23 protein-coding genes and 1 tRNA gene are annotated in these 19873 nt (G+C 57.9%); 9 read left to right on the top strand and 15 right to left on the bottom strand.

The window, feature by feature from the left end; translation table 11 throughout:
* Positions 1 to 7: 7 nt before the first annotated feature.
* The 4 genes from JK199_RS01670 to JK199_RS01655 all read left to right on the top strand — a co-directional run bounded on the left by JK199_RS01670 (position 8) and on the right by JK199_RS01655 (position 2416).
* Entirely contained in the window at positions 8 to 514 is a 507-nt protein-coding gene (locus JK199_RS01670) for a C-terminal helicase domain-containing protein (RefSeq protein WP_212373341.1), read from the top strand.
* 305 nt (positions 515 to 819) lie between these two features.
* Positions 820 to 993 carry a hypothetical protein gene (locus JK199_RS01665; RefSeq protein WP_244984802.1) on the top strand — a complete coding sequence of 58 codons (174 nt, stop codon included), beginning with the start codon at positions 820 to 822 and terminating at the stop codon, positions 991 to 993.
* A gap of 105 nt (positions 994 to 1098) precedes the next feature.
* Positions 1099 to 1734: a hypothetical protein gene (locus JK199_RS01660; RefSeq protein ID WP_212361462.1), complete on the top strand. Its 636-nt coding sequence runs from the start codon at positions 1099 to 1101 to the stop codon at positions 1732 to 1734.
* A gap of 340 nt (positions 1735 to 2074) precedes the next feature.
* The gene (locus tag JK199_RS01655) at positions 2075 to 2416 is read left to right on the top strand and encodes a hypothetical protein (RefSeq protein ID WP_212373337.1); all 342 of its coding nucleotides are present in this window, start codon (positions 2075 to 2077) and stop codon (positions 2414 to 2416) included.
* Positions 2417 to 2424: 8 nt separating this feature from the next.
* On the opposite strand, the gene JK199_RS15720 is transcribed toward JK199_RS01655, so the two are convergent.
* The 3 genes from JK199_RS15720 to JK199_RS01645 all read right to left on the bottom strand — a co-directional run bounded on the left by JK199_RS15720 (position 2425) and on the right by JK199_RS01645 (position 3755).
* Complete coding sequence (locus JK199_RS15720) at positions 2425 to 2922, bottom strand: tyrosine-type recombinase/integrase (RefSeq protein ID WP_244984801.1); 498 nt, start codon at positions 2920 to 2922, stop codon at positions 2425 to 2427.
* A 50-nt stretch (positions 2923 to 2972) separates the two neighbouring features.
* Entirely contained in the window at positions 2973 to 3536 is a 564-nt protein-coding gene (locus JK199_RS15715; RefSeq protein ID WP_244984800.1) for a hypothetical protein, read from the bottom strand.
* 143 nt (positions 3537 to 3679) lie between these two features.
* Positions 3680 to 3755, bottom strand: a tRNA-Glu gene (locus tag JK199_RS01645).
* 206 nt (positions 3756 to 3961) lie between these two features.
* Between JK199_RS01645 and JK199_RS01640 the strand changes: the two genes are divergently transcribed.
* The 3 genes from JK199_RS01640 to JK199_RS01630 all read left to right on the top strand — a co-directional run bounded on the left by JK199_RS01640 (position 3962) and on the right by JK199_RS01630 (position 7909).
* Positions 3962 to 6319 (top strand): TonB-dependent receptor, encoded by a 2358-nt coding sequence (locus JK199_RS01640; RefSeq protein ID WP_244984799.1) that lies wholly within the window; start codon positions 3962 to 3964, stop codon positions 6317 to 6319.
* A 429-nt stretch (positions 6320 to 6748) separates the two neighbouring features.
* The gene (locus tag JK199_RS01635; RefSeq protein WP_025826060.1) at positions 6749 to 7111 is read left to right on the top strand and encodes a helix-turn-helix domain-containing protein; all 363 of its coding nucleotides are present in this window, start codon (positions 6749 to 6751) and stop codon (positions 7109 to 7111) included.
* A gap of 150 nt (positions 7112 to 7261) precedes the next feature.
* Positions 7262 to 7909 carry a YceI family protein gene (locus JK199_RS01630; RefSeq protein ID WP_212373335.1) on the top strand — a complete coding sequence of 216 codons (648 nt, stop codon included), beginning with the start codon at positions 7262 to 7264 and terminating at the stop codon, positions 7907 to 7909.
* Between the two features lie 29 nt (positions 7910 to 7938).
* Here the strand turns inward: JK199_RS01630 and JK199_RS01625 are convergent, their stop codons facing one another.
* The 12 genes from JK199_RS01625 to JK199_RS01570 form a co-directional block, all read right to left on the bottom strand.
* Positions 7939 to 9114, bottom strand: coding sequence for a serine hydrolase domain-containing protein (locus JK199_RS01625; RefSeq protein WP_212373333.1), 1176 nt, complete (start codon positions 9112 to 9114; stop codon positions 7939 to 7941).
* 117 nt (positions 9115 to 9231) lie between these two features.
* The gene (alkB, locus tag JK199_RS01620) at positions 9232 to 9930 is read right to left on the bottom strand and encodes a DNA oxidative demethylase AlkB (protein WP_408742315.1); all 699 of its coding nucleotides are present in this window, start codon (positions 9928 to 9930) and stop codon (positions 9232 to 9234) included.
* Between the two features lie 180 nt (positions 9931 to 10110).
* On the bottom strand, positions 10111 to 11586 hold the full coding sequence (locus JK199_RS01615) for a sodium:solute symporter family protein (RefSeq protein WP_212373325.1): 1476 nt from the start codon (positions 11584 to 11586) through the stop codon (positions 10111 to 10113).
* Entirely contained in the window at positions 11583 to 11762 is a 180-nt protein-coding gene (locus tag JK199_RS01610) for a DUF3311 domain-containing protein (protein WP_025826067.1), read from the bottom strand. The genes JK199_RS01615 and JK199_RS01610 overlap by 4 nt, the downstream gene beginning before the upstream one ends.
* A 239-nt stretch (positions 11763 to 12001) precedes the next feature.
* The gene (locus JK199_RS01605) at positions 12002 to 12481 is read right to left on the bottom strand and encodes a hypothetical protein (RefSeq protein ID WP_025826070.1); all 480 of its coding nucleotides are present in this window, start codon (positions 12479 to 12481) and stop codon (positions 12002 to 12004) included.
* An 89-nt stretch (positions 12482 to 12570) separates the two neighbouring features.
* Positions 12571 to 13710: an anhydro-N-acetylmuramic acid kinase gene (locus JK199_RS01600; RefSeq protein WP_212373588.1), complete on the bottom strand. Its 1140-nt coding sequence runs from the start codon at positions 13708 to 13710 to the stop codon at positions 12571 to 12573.
* 29 nt (positions 13711 to 13739) lie between these two features.
* Complete coding sequence (locus tag JK199_RS01595) at positions 13740 to 14096, bottom strand: hypothetical protein (protein WP_212373323.1); 357 nt, start codon at positions 14094 to 14096, stop codon at positions 13740 to 13742.
* A 39-nt stretch (positions 14097 to 14135) separates the two neighbouring features.
* Positions 14136 to 14870, bottom strand: coding sequence for a pyridoxine 5'-phosphate synthase (locus JK199_RS01590; protein WP_212373321.1), 735 nt, complete (start codon positions 14868 to 14870; stop codon positions 14136 to 14138).
* Positions 14867 to 15838 (bottom strand): 4-hydroxythreonine-4-phosphate dehydrogenase PdxA, encoded by a 972-nt coding sequence (pdxA, locus tag JK199_RS01585; protein ID WP_212373586.1) that lies wholly within the window; start codon positions 15836 to 15838, stop codon positions 14867 to 14869. Before pdxA ends, JK199_RS01590 begins: the two co-directional genes overlap by 4 nt.
* Positions 15839 to 15864: 26 nt before the next feature.
* Positions 15865 to 17262 carry a dipeptidase gene (locus JK199_RS01580; protein ID WP_212373320.1) on the bottom strand — a complete coding sequence of 466 codons (1398 nt, stop codon included), beginning with the start codon at positions 17260 to 17262 and terminating at the stop codon, positions 15865 to 15867.
* 93 nt (positions 17263 to 17355) lie between these two features.
* Positions 17356 to 18018 (bottom strand): glycosyl transferase, encoded by a 663-nt coding sequence (locus JK199_RS01575; RefSeq protein ID WP_086655788.1) that lies wholly within the window; start codon positions 18016 to 18018, stop codon positions 17356 to 17358.
* A gap of 47 nt (positions 18019 to 18065) precedes the next feature.
* Positions 18066 to 18569 (bottom strand): protein-export chaperone SecB, encoded by a 504-nt coding sequence (locus JK199_RS01570; protein ID WP_025826081.1) that lies wholly within the window; start codon positions 18567 to 18569, stop codon positions 18066 to 18068.
* Between the two features lie 249 nt (positions 18570 to 18818).
* Here JK199_RS01570 and JK199_RS01565 point away from each other — a divergent pair, with 249 nt between their 5' ends.
* Both JK199_RS01565 and pyrF read left to right on the top strand, forming a co-directional pair.
* Entirely contained in the window at positions 18819 to 19166 is a 348-nt protein-coding gene (locus tag JK199_RS01565; RefSeq protein WP_212373318.1) for a lipopolysaccharide assembly protein LapA domain-containing protein, read from the top strand.
* 1 nt (position 19167) lies between these two features.
* Positions 19168 to 19872, top strand: a complete 705-nt coding sequence (pyrF, locus tag JK199_RS01560) for an orotidine-5'-phosphate decarboxylase (RefSeq protein ID WP_212373316.1) — start codon at positions 19168 to 19170, stop codon at positions 19870 to 19872.
* Position 19873 lies beyond the last annotated feature (1 nt).

Genomic DNA, 19873 nt, shown 5'->3' with positions numbered 1-19873 from the left:
CTCGGGCTTGACTCGAACTGCTTGTGGCTATGGCGAGACGCCCGATCGTGAGCGCGCGGAAGCGGAACGAGTGTTCCAGAAAGGGGAAGTCGAGATCTTTCTGGGTTCGATCAATGCAGCCGGTGAGGCTCTGACCCTACATCGTGCTGATACCTGTGTGTTTGTCGAACTGGACTGGGTGCCGGCGGCGATGCATCAGGCCGAGGATCGCGGGCATAGGGCCGGCCAGACGGCGAAAGGCTATCACATCATCAGTCTTCTGGCGCATATGCCGGACAGGCAGAATCTGGATGAGTATGTTGCCAAAGTTCTCATTGAGAAACTCGCCAATATCAACACAATTCTCGACGAAAAGGCTGGTATTGCCGGCAGGCGTATCGAGGGGACGGATGCCAGTGTACGAAGCCGTGTGATCGCCGCGCTGATGTCGGAAGCCCAGCGGACAGAAGTTGCAAAGAACGCTCAGGTCGCAGCCACGCGAAAGCGGGCACTTCCGCGCCAGAGAAAACAGTAACGCTTTTCAGGTCGATACGATCAGTTCGAATCTATAATGGCTTAAGCGGGTATTTTTCAGAAACGAGTCTTGCGAGCTCTTGCAGAGTTAACGGTGTAGTATTTCTTGGTCTGTTTTTATTGTGTGATCTGATCCTGATTTTTCCGGAGCTTTGAGGTCTCACACCCCAATTTCCCCAAAGGATTTTGTTCTTTTCCGATCTGGTATCGGTTTTTGCGTGTGGGTTCCTCGTCCCGCAATATTTGTAAACGAGAAAATCAATGTCAAACCATACAACAATTTCCTCCGCCGTAGAGGCGGATCTTATGCAACTGGTTGCTTTGCACGGGTTGCTCGACTTTGCGCTGAGTCAGTCGCTCGAAGGCAACACGGATGACCGCATTCTTGAAGGCGTCGTCATTCTGACGAGGATGATCGGACGCAAGGTCCGGCGCTTGGCCGACAAACTGCTGGATGGCGAGAGCCCTCGCTGCGACTGACGCTCTCCATCGTCGCCCACACCCACACCCACACCCACACCCGTTTCTTTCATCTACAGGCGCGCTCATGTCGCGCCTGTTTTCATTCCTTCAGGAAAATAAATAATGTCTCGTTTCTCAGACGATGCCACGCCGTCCCGTTTTCACCCCACCGAAGCTGATCTGATCACCTATCGGGACCTTGCCCGTGCTCTCGGTGCCCCACCGAGTGAGGCCATCTGCCGGTATCTCGGGCCCGCCGGCCAGCATCTGGTCTTCATCGGTGAGTCCGGTCAGCGGGACTGGGCCCGCGTCGATACCCAGGCAAGGGCTCGCTGGCCTGATCTGCCGCCGACAGGGAAGATCGCATCTAATGGCAAGACCCTGGAATCCCTTCCCGAACGTGTCGTTTACCAGATCCTTGAGTCTTTGAAGCACGGGGATATGGAAATCGATCTCCATCAGCCGATTATGGCTGACCTCGGGGCGGAGAAGGCGGACCTGACACTGCGCAGGCGAAGTGCTGCCTGCTTTATCGAGGTCATTGGTTCTTGTGGACCCAACCGCATTACCCGGAACGACCACGAGTTGCGGGGATTGGAGCGCTTCGAGCGGCGTGAAGCCTTCTATCGCCGTGTTGGCATCACCCCAGTCTGCATCTTTCTCGACCTTCTGGCGCGTCCGGAAGACCTGAAGGCACTCTGCCAGTCTCTGGTGGACCGGATCGCTGACGACGGGCGTGACAGAGAGATGTCGCTCTAAGGACAAGGACCGATGTCTGAGGCGTGGGGTGACCGGAAGCGGAACTCCCGCGCCAGGAATGGTAGCGCACGACATCCGTTTTGGTATCCGGAGTGGAGCCAAACGGTGTCAGAAATTGCGAAAAAACCGTCTTGCTGTTTCAGGAAGGTCTCATACCCTGATTGTGACAGGGAAATTGGCACATGATTCGAGGCTCAGGCCCCGAGCATCGAGGGAAGTCAGCTTCCCTTCATGGAGGTTGTGACGATGTTCAGGATAAAGGGAGATGATGGGGATCTGATAGCGCTACTTTGCCGGATCCTATGTTCGATCGGGCTCTCAAAACAGGACGGGATGTACTATGTCGTCGAATAAAAGAACAGTTCTGAAAAGAGAGTTTCGTGGCCTGCTGCGTTACTCTGCTGCAGCGGCGTACATTGGTCTTGCAGAAGGAACGCTACGAAATCAGCATGAAGAGCTGGGAATTCAGTCGGTGAAAATTGGTCGGGTGCGGTGTTTTCCGGTGAAGGCGCTTGATGATTTTATTGAAAGGAAGCTCCTAGAGACCGAGAGAAAGCAGCTCCGGAAAAAGCGGCGGGGTCGCGGAGAGAGTCTGGTCTTCAGTCCGGATTTCAGTTTCTGGATTGTGATAGCAGCACTACTTCTTATGGCTCTGATCAGGCTGTCATTTCTGACAGCCTGACGGAAACGCTAGTCCTTGTCGACAAAGTTGCGTTTCTCATACGCAATGGCTTTGGCGGCAAGATCTTCTGTGTGGGGTTGATAGTATCTGTCCAGGGACTTGATATCCTTGTGACCCGTCACGCGGCGAAGTTCGAGCGGGTTCGTGTAAATCTTTGCGAGGCGGCTCGTCGCCTCATGTCGAAGGTCATGGAAGGTGAGATCCCGAAGGCCAGCTTTCTTCGTCATGCGTCCGAACCGGACCAAAAAAGCATCTTTGCTACCAATATCAAAGACGAGATCTCCGGGCCGGGCGGATTTGCGTTGTGCCTGAAGGGCCCGCAGCAGGCGGGCCGCACCGGGTGTCAGCGGACGGATTTCCGGACCATGTTCGATGGTGCGATGCATGGTTTTCATTTTTCCCAAGGATAAGGCATGACGATCAAAGTCAATGTCACGCCAACGGAGTGTCAGGGCTTCCTCGCGTCGGGTGCCATTGTTCAATGGCGAATTGGACGAATATGGCATCGTCCGGCCAAGGGGACAGTGCCATGGCTTCCAGAAGGCGGTCGTATTCATCACCAATGAGACGACGGTTGCGCTTCTTGTCTGCGCCAGCGGGTCGCTTGACCGCCGTTGCGGCAGCCGGGTTTTTTTGAGAAAGGCAGGACCCACTCCGCGATCGCATGCTGGCAGATCGCAGCGAGCAGGTTGAGGCGTTTGACCACCGTCGCAGCGCTGTATTTCTCAGCCAGCTGATCCCGGAAAACACGAACTGCCATCGGGGTCAGATCGACCAGCGCAAGCTGTGCAATCTCGTCCTGAAGAATGGACGGGATGTGACCTTTGCGATCATTCTCCCGGGTCTGCATCTCTTCGCGCACATAACGTTCGACCAGATCGCGGACAGTCTGACGTTCCAGCGGTCGCGTGTCCTCAAACTGTCCGAGTTCCAGTTTGGCGGACGTCGCGTCCAGCCAGCGGCGGGCGAGTTTGGCCGAGGTGAAGGTCTGATGGATCCGCTCTCCGCCTGTAATGCGCTTGCGGGCTCGATACTGGCCTTTGCCGGGATATTCAACTCCGGCGGGGAGCGGACGGCCTGTTGCCGGATCAATTTTAGCAGAAGTGACTCGATCTTTCATGGTGAGCCTCACTTGGGCCCAGCATAGCATTTTCATGGACCCATTGGGACCATGTGCTTATCGTCTTTTTTGGCGATGGGCCCGAGGTGGGCCAAAAAGCAGTCAATCATTCCGCGACCAAAACTCTAAGTCATTGGAAAGATTGGTGTCCCGTACGGGATTCGAACCCGTGTTGCCGCCGTGAGAGGGCAGTGTCCTAGGCCTCTAGACGAACGGGACATAGAGGGATGGGCGGATTACTACGAGAAAATTGTGCCGGACACAAGCGGAGAAGTAGCGGGAGAGCCAGGTGTGCTTTGCCGGTAACAGTGGAAGTTGGAAGGTAAAGGATTGGACATAGCTGGTAGAAATTACGTTGATACGTTATATCATAACGTATAAGACCCTGATCAGATCGTTTCCAAAACCTTAAGGGTCACTCTCTGATGCTGGTATCTCGTCTTTCTTTTTTGCTGGCATGCTCAACTGTCTGCACAACAGCCGGATTTCTGTTCTGTATAGAAAATGCACAGGCTCAAACTGCGTCCACGGGCACAGTTCAGGCCGCGCAGACAGTTCAGCCGACAAGTAAGAAAAAAACTGCTGGCGAGAAAGAAGCGGTACAAAAATCTACATCTACGCGCACGGCGCACGCTCTGGATACCGGTCGCGGCAGACCTGTGGGGCAGGAGACCGTTTCCATTCAGCCCGGTCTGGCCAGCACGCCGGAACGGGTGACGGTTACCGCGCATCTGGACAGGGCAAGATCAGAGCTTCAACCGGATACAGGGGCTACGGTTTATCGTTTCGACCGACAGGCACTGGAGACCATTCCGGGTGGGGATAATGCCCCGCTTAATCAGGTTCTGTTACAGGCTCCCGGTGTGGCGCAGGATAGTTACGGCCAGATCCATGTGCGTGGAGACCATAATGAAGTGCAGTTCCGGCTGGATGGCGTGCAGCTTCCGGAAGGTCTGAACGTGTTCGGACAGGCGCTGATGACGCGTTTTGCTGACAGCATGTCTCTGACAACGGGCGCACTCCCGAGTGAATTCGGATTTTTGCAGGCAGCCGTTGTTGATATCACGACCAAAAATGGCACGACGAATTCTGGCGGCATCGCGTCTGTTTACGGCGGTGCGCGGGATTATTTCCTGCCATCACTCCAGTATGGCGGCCATAAGGGTAAATGGGATTACTTCGCGACGGCCGACTTTGTGCATGATCGCGTGGGTATTGAAAATACAACCAGATCCTTTAACGCCGTTCATGATCTGAGTAACCAGTATCACTTCCTCGGGCATCTGCGATACACAGCCGATGAAAATACCCGTATCAGCTTTATTGCGGGTGTTTCCAATGCTGAATACCAGCTGCCGAATAACCCCGGCCAGCAGACCCAGTTTTCTGAGCCGTCTTACGCCGGGAGTGATCTGGCGCAGAAGCTGAACGGTAGCGTGGACAGCGCAAGCCTGAACGAACGCCAGAAGCAGATCACAGATTTTGCTATTCTGGCATTACAGAAAGAAATTGGCGCGTTCAGCCTGCAAAGTTCTGTGTTTACCCGCTACAGCAGCCTGCGTTATTCGCCGGATGAACTGGGGGATCTGGTTTATAACGGTATTGCCCAGCGCGCAGCACGCTCTGTTTTCTCCACGGGGACGCAGCATGATGTGACATGGCATGCAGCAAAAGATCATACAGTACGCTTTGGTTTTCAGGTTTTTGTTGAACGCACGATTTCCAAGACGGATTCGACCGTGTTTGGCGCGAATGGTGTGGATGAGGACGGCAACCCGACGTTTGATCCTACTCCGATCAAGGTTTACGACGGGAGTGGCAAGACAGGCACGGTATATGGCCTGTATGCGCAGGATGAATGGACGCCTTTGCGGAACCTTACGGTCAATTACGGCCTGCGTTTTGACGGTGTGAGTGAATATACCAGTGAAAAACAGGTGAGCCCGCGCCTGAATGTCGTATGGAAGCCCTGGAAAGGGGCGACACTGCATGCAGGCTATTCCCGCTATTTTACGCCGCCTCCGTTTGAGGTGGTAAGCAGCTCCGCGCTGTATAAATTTGCAAATACAAGCTCTGCCTCAGAAGTTATGCAGAACTCAACGGTTAAGGCTGAGCGCGATCACTATTTTGACGCGGGTATTCAGCAGCAGATCCTGCCGGGCTGGCGTGTGTCCTTTGATGCTTATTACAAGCTGGCGAATAATCTGATTGATGAAGGCCAGTTTGGTGCGCCGATCGTGCTCAGTGGCTTTAACTATCGCAAAGGGCAGGTGAACGGTTACGAGGTCAGCACCTCATACGACAAAGGTCCGCTGTCTCTTTACGGGAACTTCTCGTGGTCCCGCGCTATTGGTAAGGATATTACCAGTGCGCAGTTCAACTTTGGGCAGGATGATCTGGACTATATCCGGCACCGCTGGATTCATCTGGATCATGACCAGCGCTGGACGGCATCGGCCGGTGCAGCTTACAGCTTCTTCCACAGAAGCTGGCATCCGCTGCGCGTTTCCGCCACGATGGTTTATGGCAGTGGTCTGCGTGCAGATGGTGATGTGCCGAACGGAGCGGTTGTGCCGCAATATGCAACGTTCAACTTTGCGGCTGTGCAGACCTTCAAAAATCTGTTTGGCCATTCCTTCCTTGGCAACACGCAGATCAGGCTGGATGTTACCAACCTGTTTGACCGCACCTATCTGTTGCGTGACGGTAGCGGGATTGGGGTTGGCGCACCGCAATACGGCCTGCGCCGCACGATCCTGACCGGCATTACGCAAAGCTTCTAAAACTGCAAACGTCAGAAAATACTTTACTATGATGGGTAAAATATTTTCTGACTTTCAGGGATTTTGCCCCGAAGGAGTTTTCTTAAAGCCTTTATAATTTGAGAAGACTCTTGAAAACGCACAATCCTCCATGACTCGTCATAAACGGGTGATGGAGGATTTTGTCTTGAGAGGCTGTTGCAAAAATCTGTCAGCCTGACCACACCTTGAAGAGATGTTGGGTGTGCGGGCTCTACGCGCCTCTGCCATGTTACGTGGCTGGAATGCAGTCTTAAATTGTAAACAGGCTTAGGGCACGCTAAAAGCCGCATCTGTATACGAAAGCCGGTATCGGATGTTAGGGAGAGCGTGGAAATGGTAAAACCGAGGCAGAACATACCCGGTCTATCTGATCAGCCTGAAAACCATGCAAGTCACACAGAGGACCAGATGATTGTCTCTCCCGGTGCTGATCTGGGTCAAAGGATGAAAATTCTGCGTAAGGCAGCCGGGTTGACCCAGCAGCAGGTTGCGGATGCTCTGGGCGTATCACGCCCGGCCATCGCGTTTTGGGAAACCGGGCGGGAAGGCAGTGCGAGAAAGCATATCCCGAAACTTGCGGCGCTGTTTGGCGTCGAGCCAGACATTTTCCTGACAGGCTATGTGCAGGAAGATATTGCTCTGACAGTGTCTCCGGACGAGTATGATATTCTTCGCCTGTACCGCATGCTTGACCCATCCCGTAAGGTTTCTGCCCAGAAATGGATGGAAAGACAGGTCAGAATGTTGCGCAAAAGCGAAGAGGACTTCTGAAGTCTCTCTCGGGTTACCGGGGTTTGATAACAGAATATTCAGAAAGTGAGCGTGCGTTACAGGGGTAGGGTCCGGGTCTGCGCGGGAACTCTCACCTGTCTCAATCACTTAAAGATCAGTTAAAGGAGTGATTGGGACAGGGAGAGCACAATGAAGCGTGCCGCCTTTTTTCTGCTGGCTGGGTTGGTGTCCGTGTCAAGGCTGAGCGCCGTTGAGGCTGCGCATGCGTCAGACATGACACCTGTTATGGCGGAAGCCCCGGTGGTGGAAAAGGGCGTGTATCATGTTGATGGCCTGCGTACGCAGGTTGTGTTTTCCGTGACCTGCCTGAGTTTCAGCCACTATCACGGCATGTTTTCCGGAGTGTCTGGCTCCCTTTTGCTGGATTCCGCTCACCCTGAACTGTCCCATGTGGCGTTACGGTTGCCCGTGCAGTCTTTGATGACAACAGCCGGGTCCGTGACTGAAGCTCTTTGGGGAGAGGACTGGCTGGATGCCCGGAAATACCCCGATGCCGAATTTGTTTCGACGCAGATTGTCTCGGAAGGGCCATCACAGGCCAGCGTCTCCGGGCGTCTGACATTGCATGGTGTGACACGGCCTGTGACGCTGCATGTTCATTTTGTCGGGGCCGGGACAAATCCGCTGGATCAGACCTATACGGTCGGCTTTGAAGCGCGGGGTACCATCCAGCGGAGCGCGTTTGGTATGAGAAGCGCGATGACAGCCGTGGGCGATGATGTCAGACTTACTCTGACAGGTGTTTTTGAAAAAGGTCGCGCAGGACAGGACGAATAAATAAATGTTCTGACTTGCCGCCGGTATGCCTATCCGGCTTGCAGGGCAAGTGCTGCTGCGGTTGCGATGTCTTTGCGCAAGGCGATGACGTTTCCTTTCCCGTCCGGGTGAACCCGGTTTGTCAGAATCAGAACAAATGTTTCCTTCTCCGGCACCAGCCACAGCGATGTGCCGGTAAAGCCGGTATGGCCGAAGGAACTGGCCGGGAAGTGCTCTCCGCGCGGGGAGGAATAATGTGTTGCAATATCCCATCCCAGCCCGCGCAGATCAGACTTTCCGGCAGGTTGCTGGGGGGTAGACATCAGCACAAGTGTTTCCGGGCGCAAGGGAAACGCTGAGGGCAGGCCAGCCCGGCGCGCCAGCAGGGCATGGGCGTAAGTCAGCATATCATCCGCGCAGGAGAACAGCCCGGCATGGCCTGCTACACCATCCATCCGGCGGGTTGTCGGGTCATGCACCACGCCACGGAGCATCTGGTTTTGTTCGTCATACTGGGTTGGGGCAATGCTGTCATGCAGGGCGTTGTCTGGCAGGAAAAAGGTGCGGGAAAGCCCGAGGGGCTGGAGAATATTCCGGGTCGCGTAAATATCCAGCGGAAGGCCTGAAAGTTTTTCAACAATCAGCCCGAGGGTTATGAAATTGATATCGCTATAGACAAACTGCTCCCCGGGCGGGTGCGCCGGGCGGGCATCCATCACACGCTGAACGGCAGCTTCCTTGCCGTGCCATGGTGTAGACAGATCAAGATCCGGGACCAGCCCGGAATAATGCGTGAGCAGCAGGCGCACAGTAATGGCCTGCTTCCCGTTGGTGGCAAAGGCCGGAAGATACGTGCTGACTGGCGCATCCAGTCTGACAAGGCCGCGTTCATAAAGCTGCATGATGGCAGGCGCTGTAATCAGCACCTTGGTCAGAGATGCCATGTCGAACAGTGTTGCCCACGTCATCGGTTCCTGCTGCGGCACCAGAGCACGATGGCCAAATACGCCTTTCCATACCGTATTGCCTGCCTGACCGATGGCCGCGACGGCTCCGGGCGTTTTGCCCTCCTGCACGGCCTTCTGGAAAATCTGATCCAGCACGGCAAAGCGGTTCTCCGGTGTGCTTTGGGCTTTTGCCGCATGTGCGCCGAGCAGGCCGAGACCTGCGGCCAGTGCGCCGTTTTGCAGAACCATACGGCGGGAGAAGCGGGAGGAAGACGGCATGGGTAAAAGTCCGGAATCAGGAGGCTGGCGGAAAGTGATGGAAGTGTAAGAGGAAACCTCTTGTTGCGCCAGCGTGATGGAACCTGCGGGCTGTTATCGGAAAAAACAGAAAACGCCTTACCGCCCGGCCGGGGCGACGAAACGGAATGTCAGATTAAAACGGGTCGGGCCGGTCAGCGGATGCGTGCCTTGTTCCAGCGGTTTGACGCCGTGATAATGCAGCCGGGCTTTTCCGCCCCAGACCAGAACATCCCCATGTTCCAGCAGGATGGAGTGCGGGCGCGTGGTCCGCTGGAGACCGCCCCACAGAAACAGGATGGGAAGCCCCAGTGAGACAGAGACAATCGGCTGTGTAATATCGCCTTCATCCTTATCCTGATGCGCCGTCATACGGGTTCCGGCTTCATACCGGTTGATCAGGCAGGCATTGGGCTGAAATCCTTCAAAACCCGCTGCGGCGGCACTCCGGCTGGCGAGGTGAAAAAGAAGGTCTGGCATGGGCGGCCAGAGCGCCTGTGTTGTGGGGTCCGTGTGTGTATACCGATACCCTGCCTGATCCGTGACCCATCCCCATGCGCCACAACTGGTCATGGCGACGGACATTTGCCGCCCGCCGGGTGTCACCATGTGGCGGAGGGGTGCTGCGTGGAGGATCGGGGCGAGGGCGCGCCATAGCGCTTCTGCATCCTCAAGCGCGAAGCCCCGCAGCAGGGTGGCACCGGGGCTGAGGGTGACCCGCTTTGGCCGAGTGTCTGCCAGTCCGAGGTCCATCTGTCCGGAACCCGTTGAAAACAGAGGCGGCGTGCGGTCCGGCATGACGGTCCTTCTGGCAGGGTGAGAGGGCTGAGTGAGAAGGCAGGGTGCCCAGGCAGACGCGGCTGAGCAATGAAAATTATCAGCGCAGAAATGCAAAACCCCGCCGCGACGGGCATGTCGCGGCGGGGTCGGATGATGGGTGCTGTTGCTGAGGGTTAATCAGCACGCAGCTTTGGGGTTTTATGCGCGGTCAGCCTGACCAGCCTCTGTGAGAGCCGGGAGTTCGGCGGCGGGTTTGACGAGAGTCACCAGTCCGACCACAATCAGATTCACAATAAGAGACAGCAGCCCGGTTGAGACCATGCCGGAGAGCGGGCCAAGTGTGACCATGTGGATGGGCTTCAGCCCGTCCATCCAGCACAGTCCGAGGCCGAAAATCCCGCCTACAGCCCAGCCAGCCAGCATGGCCGCGGCTGAAAAGCGGATGCGCAGCAGACCAAGGACAAGTGCTGGGAAGGTCTGCAGAATGATCACCCCGCCCAGAAGCTGGAAATCAATCGCGAATTTTGCATTCAGGAACAGCACGCAGAACAGAGCACCGACTTTGACCGCCAGAGCCGTAATGCGGCTGGTACGGACGGGGTTCTTCTGCGGAGGCAGCAGGTTGCTGGTCACAAGGTTTGCTGCCCCGATGGCCATGACGGCGGCCGGAACCAGAGCGCCCACGGCAATGGCGGCAAAGCAGAAGCCGCTGAACCATGCCGGGAAAATCTGCTGGAACAGCAGAGGCACAACCATGGTGGCGTTATCTGTCTTGATGCCTGCGGTGTGCGCCATCAGCCCCAGCATGGCAATCAGCCCCAGCACAACAGTATAGATGGGCAGGAACACGGCGTTCTGGCGGATGGTATCCGCCGATTTTGCTGCCAGAATACCGGTGAGCGTGTGCGGATACAGGAACGCTGCCAGCGCCGAAGAAAGCGCCAGCGTGGCATACGGCAAGCCCTGGCCCGCATGCAGGACCGGCTGCGTTGTGTCAGCCCCGGCAAACAGCGCGGAATATCCCCCCATATGCAGGGGAATGACCGTAACAGCCACCAGCACGGCGATGTAGATCATGATGTCTTTAATAAAGGCCGTCAGCGCCGGAGCATGCAGCCCGCCCAGCCATGTGTAGGCCGCCAGTGAGACAAAGGCGATAACCAGCGGGATATCTCCCGGCAGGCCAAGCGCCTGAATGACCGTGCGGATCCCGACAAGCTGGAGCGCAATATACGGCATGACGGCGATCAGCCCGGTAAGGGCGACCACAATTTCCAGCCCGCGGCTGTTAAAGCGGGCGCGGACAAGATCTGCCGCGGTGGAATGGCCACCGGCATGCGCCAGCTTCCACAGGCGCGGCATCACAAGGAAAATAAACGGATAGACGATGATGGTGTAAGGGAGCGCAAAGAAGCCGTAGCCACCTGCCGCATAGACCAGTGCTGGCACAGCGATGACGGTGTAGGCGGTATAGAAATCGCCCCCGACCAGAAACCATGTGACCCACGCGCCAAACTGGCGACCGCCGAGCGACCACTCCTCGTCAGAGGAGACAGTGGCACTTTTCCCGCCGCGAAACAGCCCGCGCAGCCACTGAATGGAACTGCCGATGATGATGGTTGCCGCAAAGAAGAGGATAAAGACGCCGAGCGCCCACGGGTTAATGCCGTTCATGCGTCATGCCCCTTTTTCCAGACAATCCAGATAAGGACGGAGGTTACCGGCACCCAGGCAAGCTGGTACCAGTAGAAAAAGGGGAAGCCGAACAGTACGGGCGTATAGCGGTCGTACAGGGGCGTCCAGAGCAACCCCAGAAAGGGCAGCAGGAGCAGCAGATTCAGGATTTTCATGTTAAGACGACCGGAGTTTGTTATTTTTTATTTTGGACCGGATCAGTCATGCATGTGGCTGCACGGGTGTCAATCGCCTGACGGGGAGTTGAAGGCGATTGCTGTCTGAATTGTGTTTTTCCTGCTGGATAGCAGCATTTTTGCCAGACTTGTCATAACACGAAGCCGTGTCTGGCGCATTTGTGATGGGACCTTTCAGGCGCGTGGCCTGAAGGGTCCTGCAAACACAGGTAAGAAAATCAGTTGGTTTTTCTGTGTTGTAACACAGTATTGAGGTGGTCACTGTACTGGCGATAGCTGCCTTCGGGCACGCAGCCCATTTCTTCCAGATCTTCCAGATCCGCGCCATGGTTGATCCATGTGTTGACTTCCCGGAAGTCCAGTGCGGCGGGGATGGTATGCGCTTCATACACCAGCGGGTTTTCCTCCCCCTGTGTGGCACCAAACGGCATGAAGGTTTCCGCCGCCGGAACCTTGGTGCCATGCAGGCTGATTTCCCCGCAGACAATCTGTTTGTCGCCAGAGGTATGGGTGCTGATTTTTCTGAAATGCGGTTTGTCTTCCGCAAAGCGCTTGCTCAGCATGGCCAGAGTGGATTTTACAAACGGGCTTGCATTCTTGTCGCTGCCATCAACCACCGTCTGCGCCTGTGCCGCGCTGAAAGAGGGGAGCAGACACAGGCTTTGCAGGCCGAGGCAAAGAATAAGGGCACGTTTCATGATCAGGTCCTTCTTGCATGCGGGGCGCATGGTGCCTTGCCAGAACCGGAAGATCAATCGCTCCGCTGGTTCTGGCAAAAGAGAGTGTCTTATAATCTGCGGCCTGCGGGGCTGATGCCGCCACAGGTCAGCCGTCCACCGGGCATGGGGTAAGGGACGCCGGTGGTGGCAGGCAGAGAGAGCGGCAGACCGCGCAGGCTCCGTACGGCCAGAAACCCGAAACATTCAGCCTCCAGCGCATCCCCGTCCCAGCCCAGAGCCTCCACCGGCTGCACTGTGCCGAGGACATGGTCCGCCAGCATGCGCATCAGCGTTGGGTTGCGGCGCCCCCCTCCGCAGACAAACCAGTGGAGCGGTTCTTCCGGCAGGGGGGTACGGGCAATAGCCGCAGCCGTAAAGGCGGTGAGAGTTGCCGCGCCGTCCTCAACGCTCAGGCAGGAGACCAGTTCCAGCGCCTGATGGAAGCTCAGCCGGTCGAGTGATTTCGGAGGTGGTTTGCGGAAGAACGCATGGGCCATGAGGGTAGACAGGAGCGCGGTATCGACTGTGCCCTTTGCTGCGCAGGCTCCGTCAAAATCACAGGGCTGACCAGTGTGGCGGAACATCCAGTCATCCAGCAGAGCATTGCCCGGCCCGGTGTCACACGCCAGAACGTCGCCCGTGCGCGTCATGAGAGTCAGGTTGGCAACACCCCCGATATTCAGCACAGCGGCGGGTGTGCTGTGCCCATGCAGCAGGGCCGCATGGTAGAGGGGGGCCAGCGGCGCGCCTTCTCCGCCTGCCAGCACATCGGCAGTCCGGAAATCATGCACGACGGGCAGATCTGTTGCGGCGGAAAGGCGGCTGGCATTGCCAATCTGCCACGTGCGGCCCGGCGCATGCAGAATGGTCTGTCCGTGCAGGCCAATGACATCAATCTGCCGCTCTCCAGCCTGCGCGCGGACGGCCTGCACGGCCTGTGTATGCACGTCCGTCAAAGCCTGTTCCGCCTCCAGCAGATCGGCATCATCCGGGGAAAGGGTGGCCGCCCGGTCCAGAATGGCGCGGATTCTGGCCCGGAGAGACGCATCATACGGCACTGTCAGAGACGGACCGTGGTCAAACACTCTGATCCCGTCCGTTGTGATCAGGGCGGCATCCACTCCGTCCAGCGAGGTGCCGCTCATCAGGCCAATGGCCGTCAGCGGAGCGTGAGGGAGGGCATCCTGTGCAGTAGCGTCTGTGGTCATGGGAGCGTGTTCTGGCGACTGAGGCTGGGTCACGGTGCGGCTCCTGCCGGATGGACCGCGCCTTCCACGCCGGGAAGCAGATGATCCGTCCCAACCTGCCAGAGCAGAATACGGTCCTGTCCGTTATCAGCAATGTGCAGAGCCATCAGCCCGTCCTGCACGCGGGCCATGCTGATCAGGCGTGTTCCTGCAGGCAGAACCGGCGGGTCTGCGGCATTCTGTAACGGAACCACCCGAGCCGCGATCGCTGTGCCCGACGGAGGGGTATGGTTCCCCATACGGTGGATGATAACGCCTACCAGCGCGACCGTGCCCACCACAATCAGAAGTCCCATCCCGATGACGGCCGCCATCAGTCCTTTAGGTGTGCCGGGCGTTTGTTCCATGTCTGTCCTGTTCTGGTGCGGTCTGCGCGCGGGTGGGGTTTAGCGGGCGGAAGCGGCGTGGATATGGCGCTTCATGGTCTGGATCACGGTGGGCAGGCCGTCAAAAATCGCCTGCCCGATCAGGAAGTGCCCGATATTCAGTTCCATGATCTCGGGGAGGGCCGCAATCGGGCCGACATTCTCATAAGTCAGGCCATGCCCGGCATGTACTTCCAGCCCTTTTGCGGCGGCGTGTGTTGCCGCAGCGCGCAGGCGGTCCAGTTCTTCCGCGCGGCCTTCCGCATAGGCTCCGGTGTGCAGTTCCACCACCTGCGCGCCCGCAGCAACGGCGGCGTCAATCTGGGCTGGGTCAGGGTCAATAAACAGGGAAACACGAATACCTTTTTCCACCAGTGCCTGCACACGGGGTTTTAAGGAGGCCAGTTGCCCGGCAACGTCCAGCCCGCCTTCCGTTGTCAGCTCTTCCCGGCGTTCCGGCACAATGCAGCATGCATGGGGCAGGAGTGTGCTGGCGAGAGCGACCATCTCATCCGTCGCAGCCATTTCCATATTAAGCGGGGCTTTGACGTCCGCGCGCAGGCGCTGGAGGTCGGTATCGCGGATGTGGCGGCGGTCTTCCCGCAAATGGGCTGTAATGCCGTCCGCTCCGGACTGTACGGCCAGCAGCGCTGCGGCAACCGGGTCCGGATGTGTGCCGCCACGGGCGTTTCTGACGGTCGCAACGTGGTCAATATTCACGCCAAGCCGAATGAGGGGGCGGGGAGTGCGTGTCATGAGGCCTTCCTTCGGTTTTCGGTCAGTTGTGCGGCCAGTCTGAGGGCTGCCAGCAGGCTGCCGGGGTCTGCCTTGCCGGTTCCGGCAATATCAAACGCTGTGCCGTGGTCGGGAGAGGTGCGGATAATGGGCAGGCCCAGCGTGATATTCACGCCCTCTGCCATGTCCAGCGTCTTGAGCGGGATCAGGCCCTGATCATGATACATGCAGAGCGCCACATCATACCGAGCCCGCGCATCCGGCGTGAACATGGTGTCAGGGGGCAGGGGGCCGAAAATGGTCATGCCTTCCGCCTGCAGGGTGCGGATGGCTGGAATAATGCAGTCTAGTTCTTCCCGCCCCATCAGGCCGCCTTCCCCCGCATGGGGGTTCAGGCCCGCTACCGCCACGCGCGGGCTGGTCAGCCCAAAATCACGTTTCAGCCCCTGTACGGTTGTGCGGGCTGTGCGGATGATCAGCTCCGGGGTGAGTTGCTCAATGGCTGTACGCAGCGCGACATGCACCGTGACCGGCACAACCCGGAGGGACGGGCCAGCCAGCATCATCACATCCTGACCGGGCACCCCGCAGAGTTCCGCCAGATATCCTGTGTGGCCGGGGTGCGTAAAACCGGCCTGTTTCACCACGTCCTTGCTGATCGGGTTGGTTACGACCGCAGAGCCTTCCCTGGCCTGCACAAGGCGCACCGCCTGCGTAATGCTGTCAATTACGCTGCCTGCGTTCCGGCTGTCCGGTGTGCCGGGGGTGGCGGGCACTGCCAGAGAGAGTGGCAGCACCGGAATCGCATCCCGAAAGAGGCTTCCGGCTTCCCGCAGGTCGCTCACGATGCGCACGGGGGCCACTGTCTCCAGAAGCGCCGGGTCGCCCAGAAACACAAAGGCCGGCCCGTTTTCCCGCAGGGCCTGCCAGGCCTTCACGGTAATTTCGGGGCCTATGCCAGCCGGGTCACCCTGTGTCAGCACCAGCATGTTGGTCATATCCTCACAGGGTGATCTCAGGGAGCAGTCCGGGCCGCCAGCGCATACAGCACCCGGATCCATGAACGCATGCCTTTATGGAAGCAGGAGAGATCATACTTCTCGTTAGGAGAATGTACGCGGTCATCCTCCAGCCCGAAGCCGATCAGCAGGGAGTCCATTCCCAGAGCTTCCTGCACTTCCGTCACAACGGGGATGGAGCCGCCACACCCGATAACAGCCGCCGGATGCTGCCATTCTTCTTCCAGCGCTTTCAGTGCCGGGGGGAGGAAAGGCATGTCCGCCGGGACAATGCTGGCTCTGGAGCCGCCATGCGCTGTAAATTCTGCCGTGCAGTCTGCGGGCAGGCGGGTTTCCACATGGGCGCGGAAGGCTGCGCGAATGGCGTCCGGGTCCTGCTTGCCAACCAGACGGAAGGAGACTTTCGCCATGGCTTTTGAGGGCAGAACAGTCTTGAAGCCCTTCTCCTCATACCCGCCGCTAATGCCGTTAATCTCGCAGCTGGGGCGGGACCATGTCTGCTCAAGGGCGGTGTAGCCAATCTCGCCTGCAGGCAGGCTCAGGCCAACAGGGGCAAGACCATCTTCATCACTTGGTCCAATTTTCCGCCACAGGGCACGGGTTTCTTCCGGGATAACCGGCACGCCCTCATAAAACCCCTGCAACGTCACCCGGCCTGTCGCGCCATCCCGCAGGTCAGAAAGGATATCGCACAGAAGCTGGATCGGGTTGCGGGCGGCATTGCCGTACATGCCTGAGTGGAGGTCACGATTCGCGCAGGTAATAGTCACTTCCTCGCCCACCATGCCGCGCAGCATGGTGGTGATGGCAGGCATGCCCCGGGCCAGCATCCCGGTATCGCAGATCAGCGCCACATCGGCTTTCAGCTCATCCCGGTTGGCTTTCAGGAAGGGCAGCAGGTTTACGCCGCCAGATTCTTCCTCGCCTTCAATCAGCATCGTGACACTCAGCGGCAGTGCGCCATCCGCAGCGCGCAGGGCGCGGCAGGCTTCCACAAAGGTCATGACCTGCCCTTTGTCATCCGCCGCACCGCGCGCGGTAATTTCCATCTCACCCGTGGGGCCTTTCACCAGCACAGGCTCAAACGGGGCCGAGGTCCATAAATTCAGCGGGTCCACCGGCTGTACGTCATAATGACCATAGAACAGCACATGCGGTGCGCCTTCCGGCCCTTTGGCGTGGGCTACAACCATCGGGTGGCCGGGTGTTTCCCGTGTGCTGGCGTCAAAACCAATCTCACGCAGTTCCATAACCAGCCATTCCGCGGCCTTGCGGCAGTCGGGTGCGTGGTCGGGTTGGGTGGAAATGCTGGGGATACGCAGAAGGTCAAAAAGACGCTTCAGGCTGTCATCCAGCCCCTTATCTGCCAGATCAAGAGCAGCCTGTTCGGTCATTTTGTCATCCTCTGCGTCGTTTGGCGTCAAACATGGCAGGCGCTGCGGCCTGTAGTGCTCATGCAATCACACGATTTGGAAGCAGAGGAAAGGTCAGAAACCGTCGGGGGTGAAATCGGCCAGAAATTGATACAGCAGGTTAGGCGTATATCCGTATTCGACTGCCTGCACGGCCTGCGGGTGCGTCACGCGATACCATGCCGGGTCAAAATGGCGGGAAAGCTGCACGCTATCCGGCATGCTTTTGCTGGCGTGGAGCAGATGGATAAAAGGAGAAAGGGCGGCAAGCTCCGGGTTTTCTGGCCGGTTGCGGAGATACATGTCCGGGTTGAAAAACAGATGCCCCGACCGATGCTCCTTGTCCCCTGAGCGCAAAAAATGGTCATAGCCGTTGGCAAACCCGTTTTTCTCAAGGTTTGCCAGACTCATATCCGCTGCACTGGCGGTATAATACCGTTCCGAAAACAGATAATGCGGGGACTGCGTCTTAAATCCCTTCTGGCAGTAATGCTCAAAGCCGGAGCGGTACTGGCCGTCCACAATCTCTGCCAGTGCTTCCGAGCAGTTCCGCCGGTACCATTCTTCATCAAAATAGCGGTTGGGCGAGTGGCCGGAAAAAGCACCCTGATCCTCATACCAGGCCTGAAGCTGCGCATCGGGAAGCGCGCGGACGTCTCCCAGAACAGTTTTATATTCCTCCCGGTACCAGTCCGGATCAAAGGCTTTCCAGAGAGGAGGTAACTGGAATGACGTCATGGCATCAGGCTTTCTTCAGGTGGGAGAAGAGGCGGCACTGGTGTTGATCAGCCCTGCGCGCGGCGGCTCCGCCAGAGTTCTCCAAAGTCGATCTGCTGGACAACAATTGGCAGGAAGCCCGCCTCACGGCTCAGCGTTGTCAGCAGGTTGCGTGCACCGGGGAACAGCATGCGGGGCGCTTCAACCAGCAGGAGCGGCTCAAAAGTTTCCGCAGTTGAGTGGTTGAGCGTAAAAATCCCTGCATAAACCAGCGTCGTTTCAAACAAACGCACCGGTTCCTCCCCATTCGGGCCGGGGGCCGTCTGGCCCTGACACTGCATGACCAGTTCAACTTCAAAATTGGGCATGTTTTCGCCAATCTGATTGGCGCGAACGTCGACCATAATGGCAATCTGGGGCCGTTCCTGAGCCCGCGCAAACACTGCGGGCGCACCGGCGACCTGAAATGTGACGGATTTGACGTACTGGATTCCCATCAGAACGCCGGGTCTGCCTGCGGCACTTGCTGCGCCGCCAATTGAATCTGTCGTAAAATTAGTCTGATCGGCCATGGTGTCCGGAGGCTCCTGTCGGCAAATTTTCAATGTCTGCGCGTTAAATAAGAAATGCGGCAAAGTTAGGCGAGCAGTAACAGATTAGTCCCGCCTGTGCGAGGGGGCAGTTTGTTAAGAGAGTAGTGTGAACGGTCTTCAGCGCTCAGAGTTTAACAGAAATCCTGCGGGGAGTGGGGCCGCCTGCTTTTGCGTCTTTCTTCAATCTGTTTTCTTGCTCTCCTTACCCCGGAAGGCTACGAGGTATCCATGATCAGACTCACTGTTGTTATCCCCTTTCTGCTGGCTCTTGTCATTTTCAGCGCCAGTAATCAGGACCCGCTGGATATGTGGCTGCTCACCTATAGCTGGAAATGTTCAGCGGGTGTGCTGGCGCTGAGTGTCGCGGCAGTTGCCTTTATTATGGGCGCGTTCTGCCTCTGGGCTGCTGAGCTGGTGCAGCGCCGCCGTGCGCGCAGGGCAGAACAGCGGATTAAGGAGCTGGAAGCACAACTCGCGCAGGTTCAGGCGGCCTCCGCCATAGTGCAGCAGCCTGTTGTTCCGGCACCGTCTGTGACTGTTCATTCTTCTTCTCCCGTGCAGGACGATCGTATCTGACATGACGCGCAAGACAGGCCTGATTGCGGCACTCGACACACAAAATGCAGCGACGGCGCAGGCATGGGCACAGGCTGTGGCCCCCTCAGCAGGCGCGGTGAAGCTGGGCCTCGAATTTGCGTATGCCGCAGGGTTTCAGGCCGTTGCGGACGTTGCGGGGGCAACGCCGCTGTTTCTGGACCTCAAGCTGCACGATATTCCCAACACGGTGGCAGCAGCCATTCAGTCTCTCTCCAGCCTGCGGCCTAAAATGCTGACCCTGCATGCGTCTGGCGGTCTGGCGATGATGGAAGCGGCCCGCAAAGCCTGTGATCAGGCTTTCCCGGCGGATGCACGCCCTGCGCTGCTGGCCGTGACCGTGCTGACCAGTCTGGATGACCACGCTCTGGCGGAAACCGGGGTGATGGATGGCGCGCGTGCGCAGGTGCTGCGCCTTGGCAAGCTGGCTATGCAGGCTGGTATCGACGGACTGGTGTGCTCCGCGCATGAACTTGCTCCCCTGCGGGATACGCTGGGGGATGCGCCTCTTCTGGTTACACCGGGGATTCGCCCTGCCGGCAGTCAGGCCGGGGACCAGAAACGGATCATGACGCCGCGGCAGGCCTGTCAGGCCGGGGCCGACTGGATTGTGGTGGGGCGGCCCATCACCCAGGCTGCAGATCCGGCAGCCGCGGCCGCAGCCATTGCGGCAGAACTGGCCGCTTAAC

Origin of the sequence: Acetobacter persici, assembly GCF_018256955.1 — a bacterium.
In the GTDB taxonomy this organism is placed as follows: domain Bacteria; phylum Pseudomonadota; class Alphaproteobacteria; order Acetobacterales; family Acetobacteraceae; genus Acetobacter; species Acetobacter persici.
The sequence above is the reverse complement of the archived record's forward strand: the minus strand, read 5'-3'. Positions and strand labels throughout refer to the sequence as shown.

Bases quoted from the DNA above. Each gene is read 5' to 3' on its own strand.
- JK199_RS01640 (WP_244984799.1), top strand. From the start codon at position 3,962: ATGCTGGTATCTCGTCTTTCTTTTTTGCTGGCATGCTCAACTGTCTGC.
- JK199_RS01595 (WP_212373323.1), bottom strand. From the start codon at position 14,096: ATGGAACAAACGCCCGGCACACCTAAAGGACTGATGGCGGCCGTCATC.
- JK199_RS01570 (WP_025826081.1), bottom strand. From the start codon at position 18,569: ATGGCCGATCAGACTAATTTTACGACAGATTCAATTGGCGGCGCAGCA.
- JK199_RS01665 (WP_244984802.1), top strand. From the start codon at position 820: ATGCAACTGGTTGCTTTGCACGGGTTGCTCGACTTTGCGCTGAGTCAG.
- JK199_RS01605 (WP_025826070.1), bottom strand. From the start codon at position 12,481: ATGAAACGTGCCCTTATTCTTTGCCTCGGCCTGCAAAGCCTGTGTCTG.
- JK199_RS01615 (WP_212373325.1), bottom strand. From the start codon at position 11,586: ATGAACGGCATTAACCCGTGGGCGCTCGGCGTCTTTATCCTCTTCTTT.
- pyrF (WP_212373316.1), top strand. From the start codon at position 19,168: ATGACGCGCAAGACAGGCCTGATTGCGGCACTCGACACACAAAATGCA.
- JK199_RS01635 (WP_025826060.1), top strand. From the start codon at position 6,749: ATGATTGTCTCTCCCGGTGCTGATCTGGGTCAAAGGATGAAAATTCTG.
- JK199_RS01625 (WP_212373333.1), bottom strand. From the start codon at position 9,114: ATGCCGTCTTCCTCCCGCTTCTCCCGCCGTATGGTTCTGCAAAACGGC.
- JK199_RS01630 (WP_212373335.1), top strand. From the start codon at position 7,262: ATGAAGCGTGCCGCCTTTTTTCTGCTGGCTGGGTTGGTGTCCGTGTCA.
- JK199_RS01610 (WP_025826067.1), bottom strand. From the start codon at position 11,762: ATGAAAATCCTGAATCTGCTGCTCCTGCTGCCCTTTCTGGGGTTGCTC.
- JK199_RS01580 (WP_212373320.1), bottom strand. From the start codon at position 17,262: ATGACCGAACAGGCTGCTCTTGATCTGGCAGATAAGGGGCTGGATGAC.
- JK199_RS01590 (WP_212373321.1), bottom strand. From the start codon at position 14,870: ATGACACGCACTCCCCGCCCCCTCATTCGGCTTGGCGTGAATATTGAC.
- pdxA (WP_212373586.1), bottom strand. From the start codon at position 15,838: ATGCTGGTGCTGACACAGGGTGACCCGGCTGGCATAGGCCCCGAAATT.
- JK199_RS01660 (WP_212361462.1), top strand. From the start codon at position 1,099: ATGTCTCGTTTCTCAGACGATGCCACGCCGTCCCGTTTTCACCCCACC.
- JK199_RS15720 (WP_244984801.1), bottom strand. From the start codon at position 2,922: ATGCCATATTCGTCCAATTCGCCATTGAACAATGGCACCCGACGCGAG.
- JK199_RS01575 (WP_086655788.1), bottom strand. From the start codon at position 18,018: ATGACGTCATTCCAGTTACCTCCTCTCTGGAAAGCCTTTGATCCGGAC.
- JK199_RS15715 (WP_244984800.1), bottom strand. From the start codon at position 3,536: ATGAAAGATCGAGTCACTTCTGCTAAAATTGATCCGGCAACAGGCCGT.
- JK199_RS01600 (WP_212373588.1), bottom strand. From the start codon at position 13,710: ATGACCACAGACGCTACTGCACAGGATGCCCTCCCTCACGCTCCGCTG.
- JK199_RS01565 (WP_212373318.1), top strand. From the start codon at position 18,819: ATGATCAGACTCACTGTTGTTATCCCCTTTCTGCTGGCTCTTGTCATT.
- JK199_RS01655 (WP_212373337.1), top strand. From the start codon at position 2,075: ATGTCGTCGAATAAAAGAACAGTTCTGAAAAGAGAGTTTCGTGGCCTG.
- alkB (WP_408742315.1), bottom strand. From the start codon at position 9,930: ATGCCGGACCGCACGCCGCCTCTGTTTTCAACGGGTTCCGGACAGATG.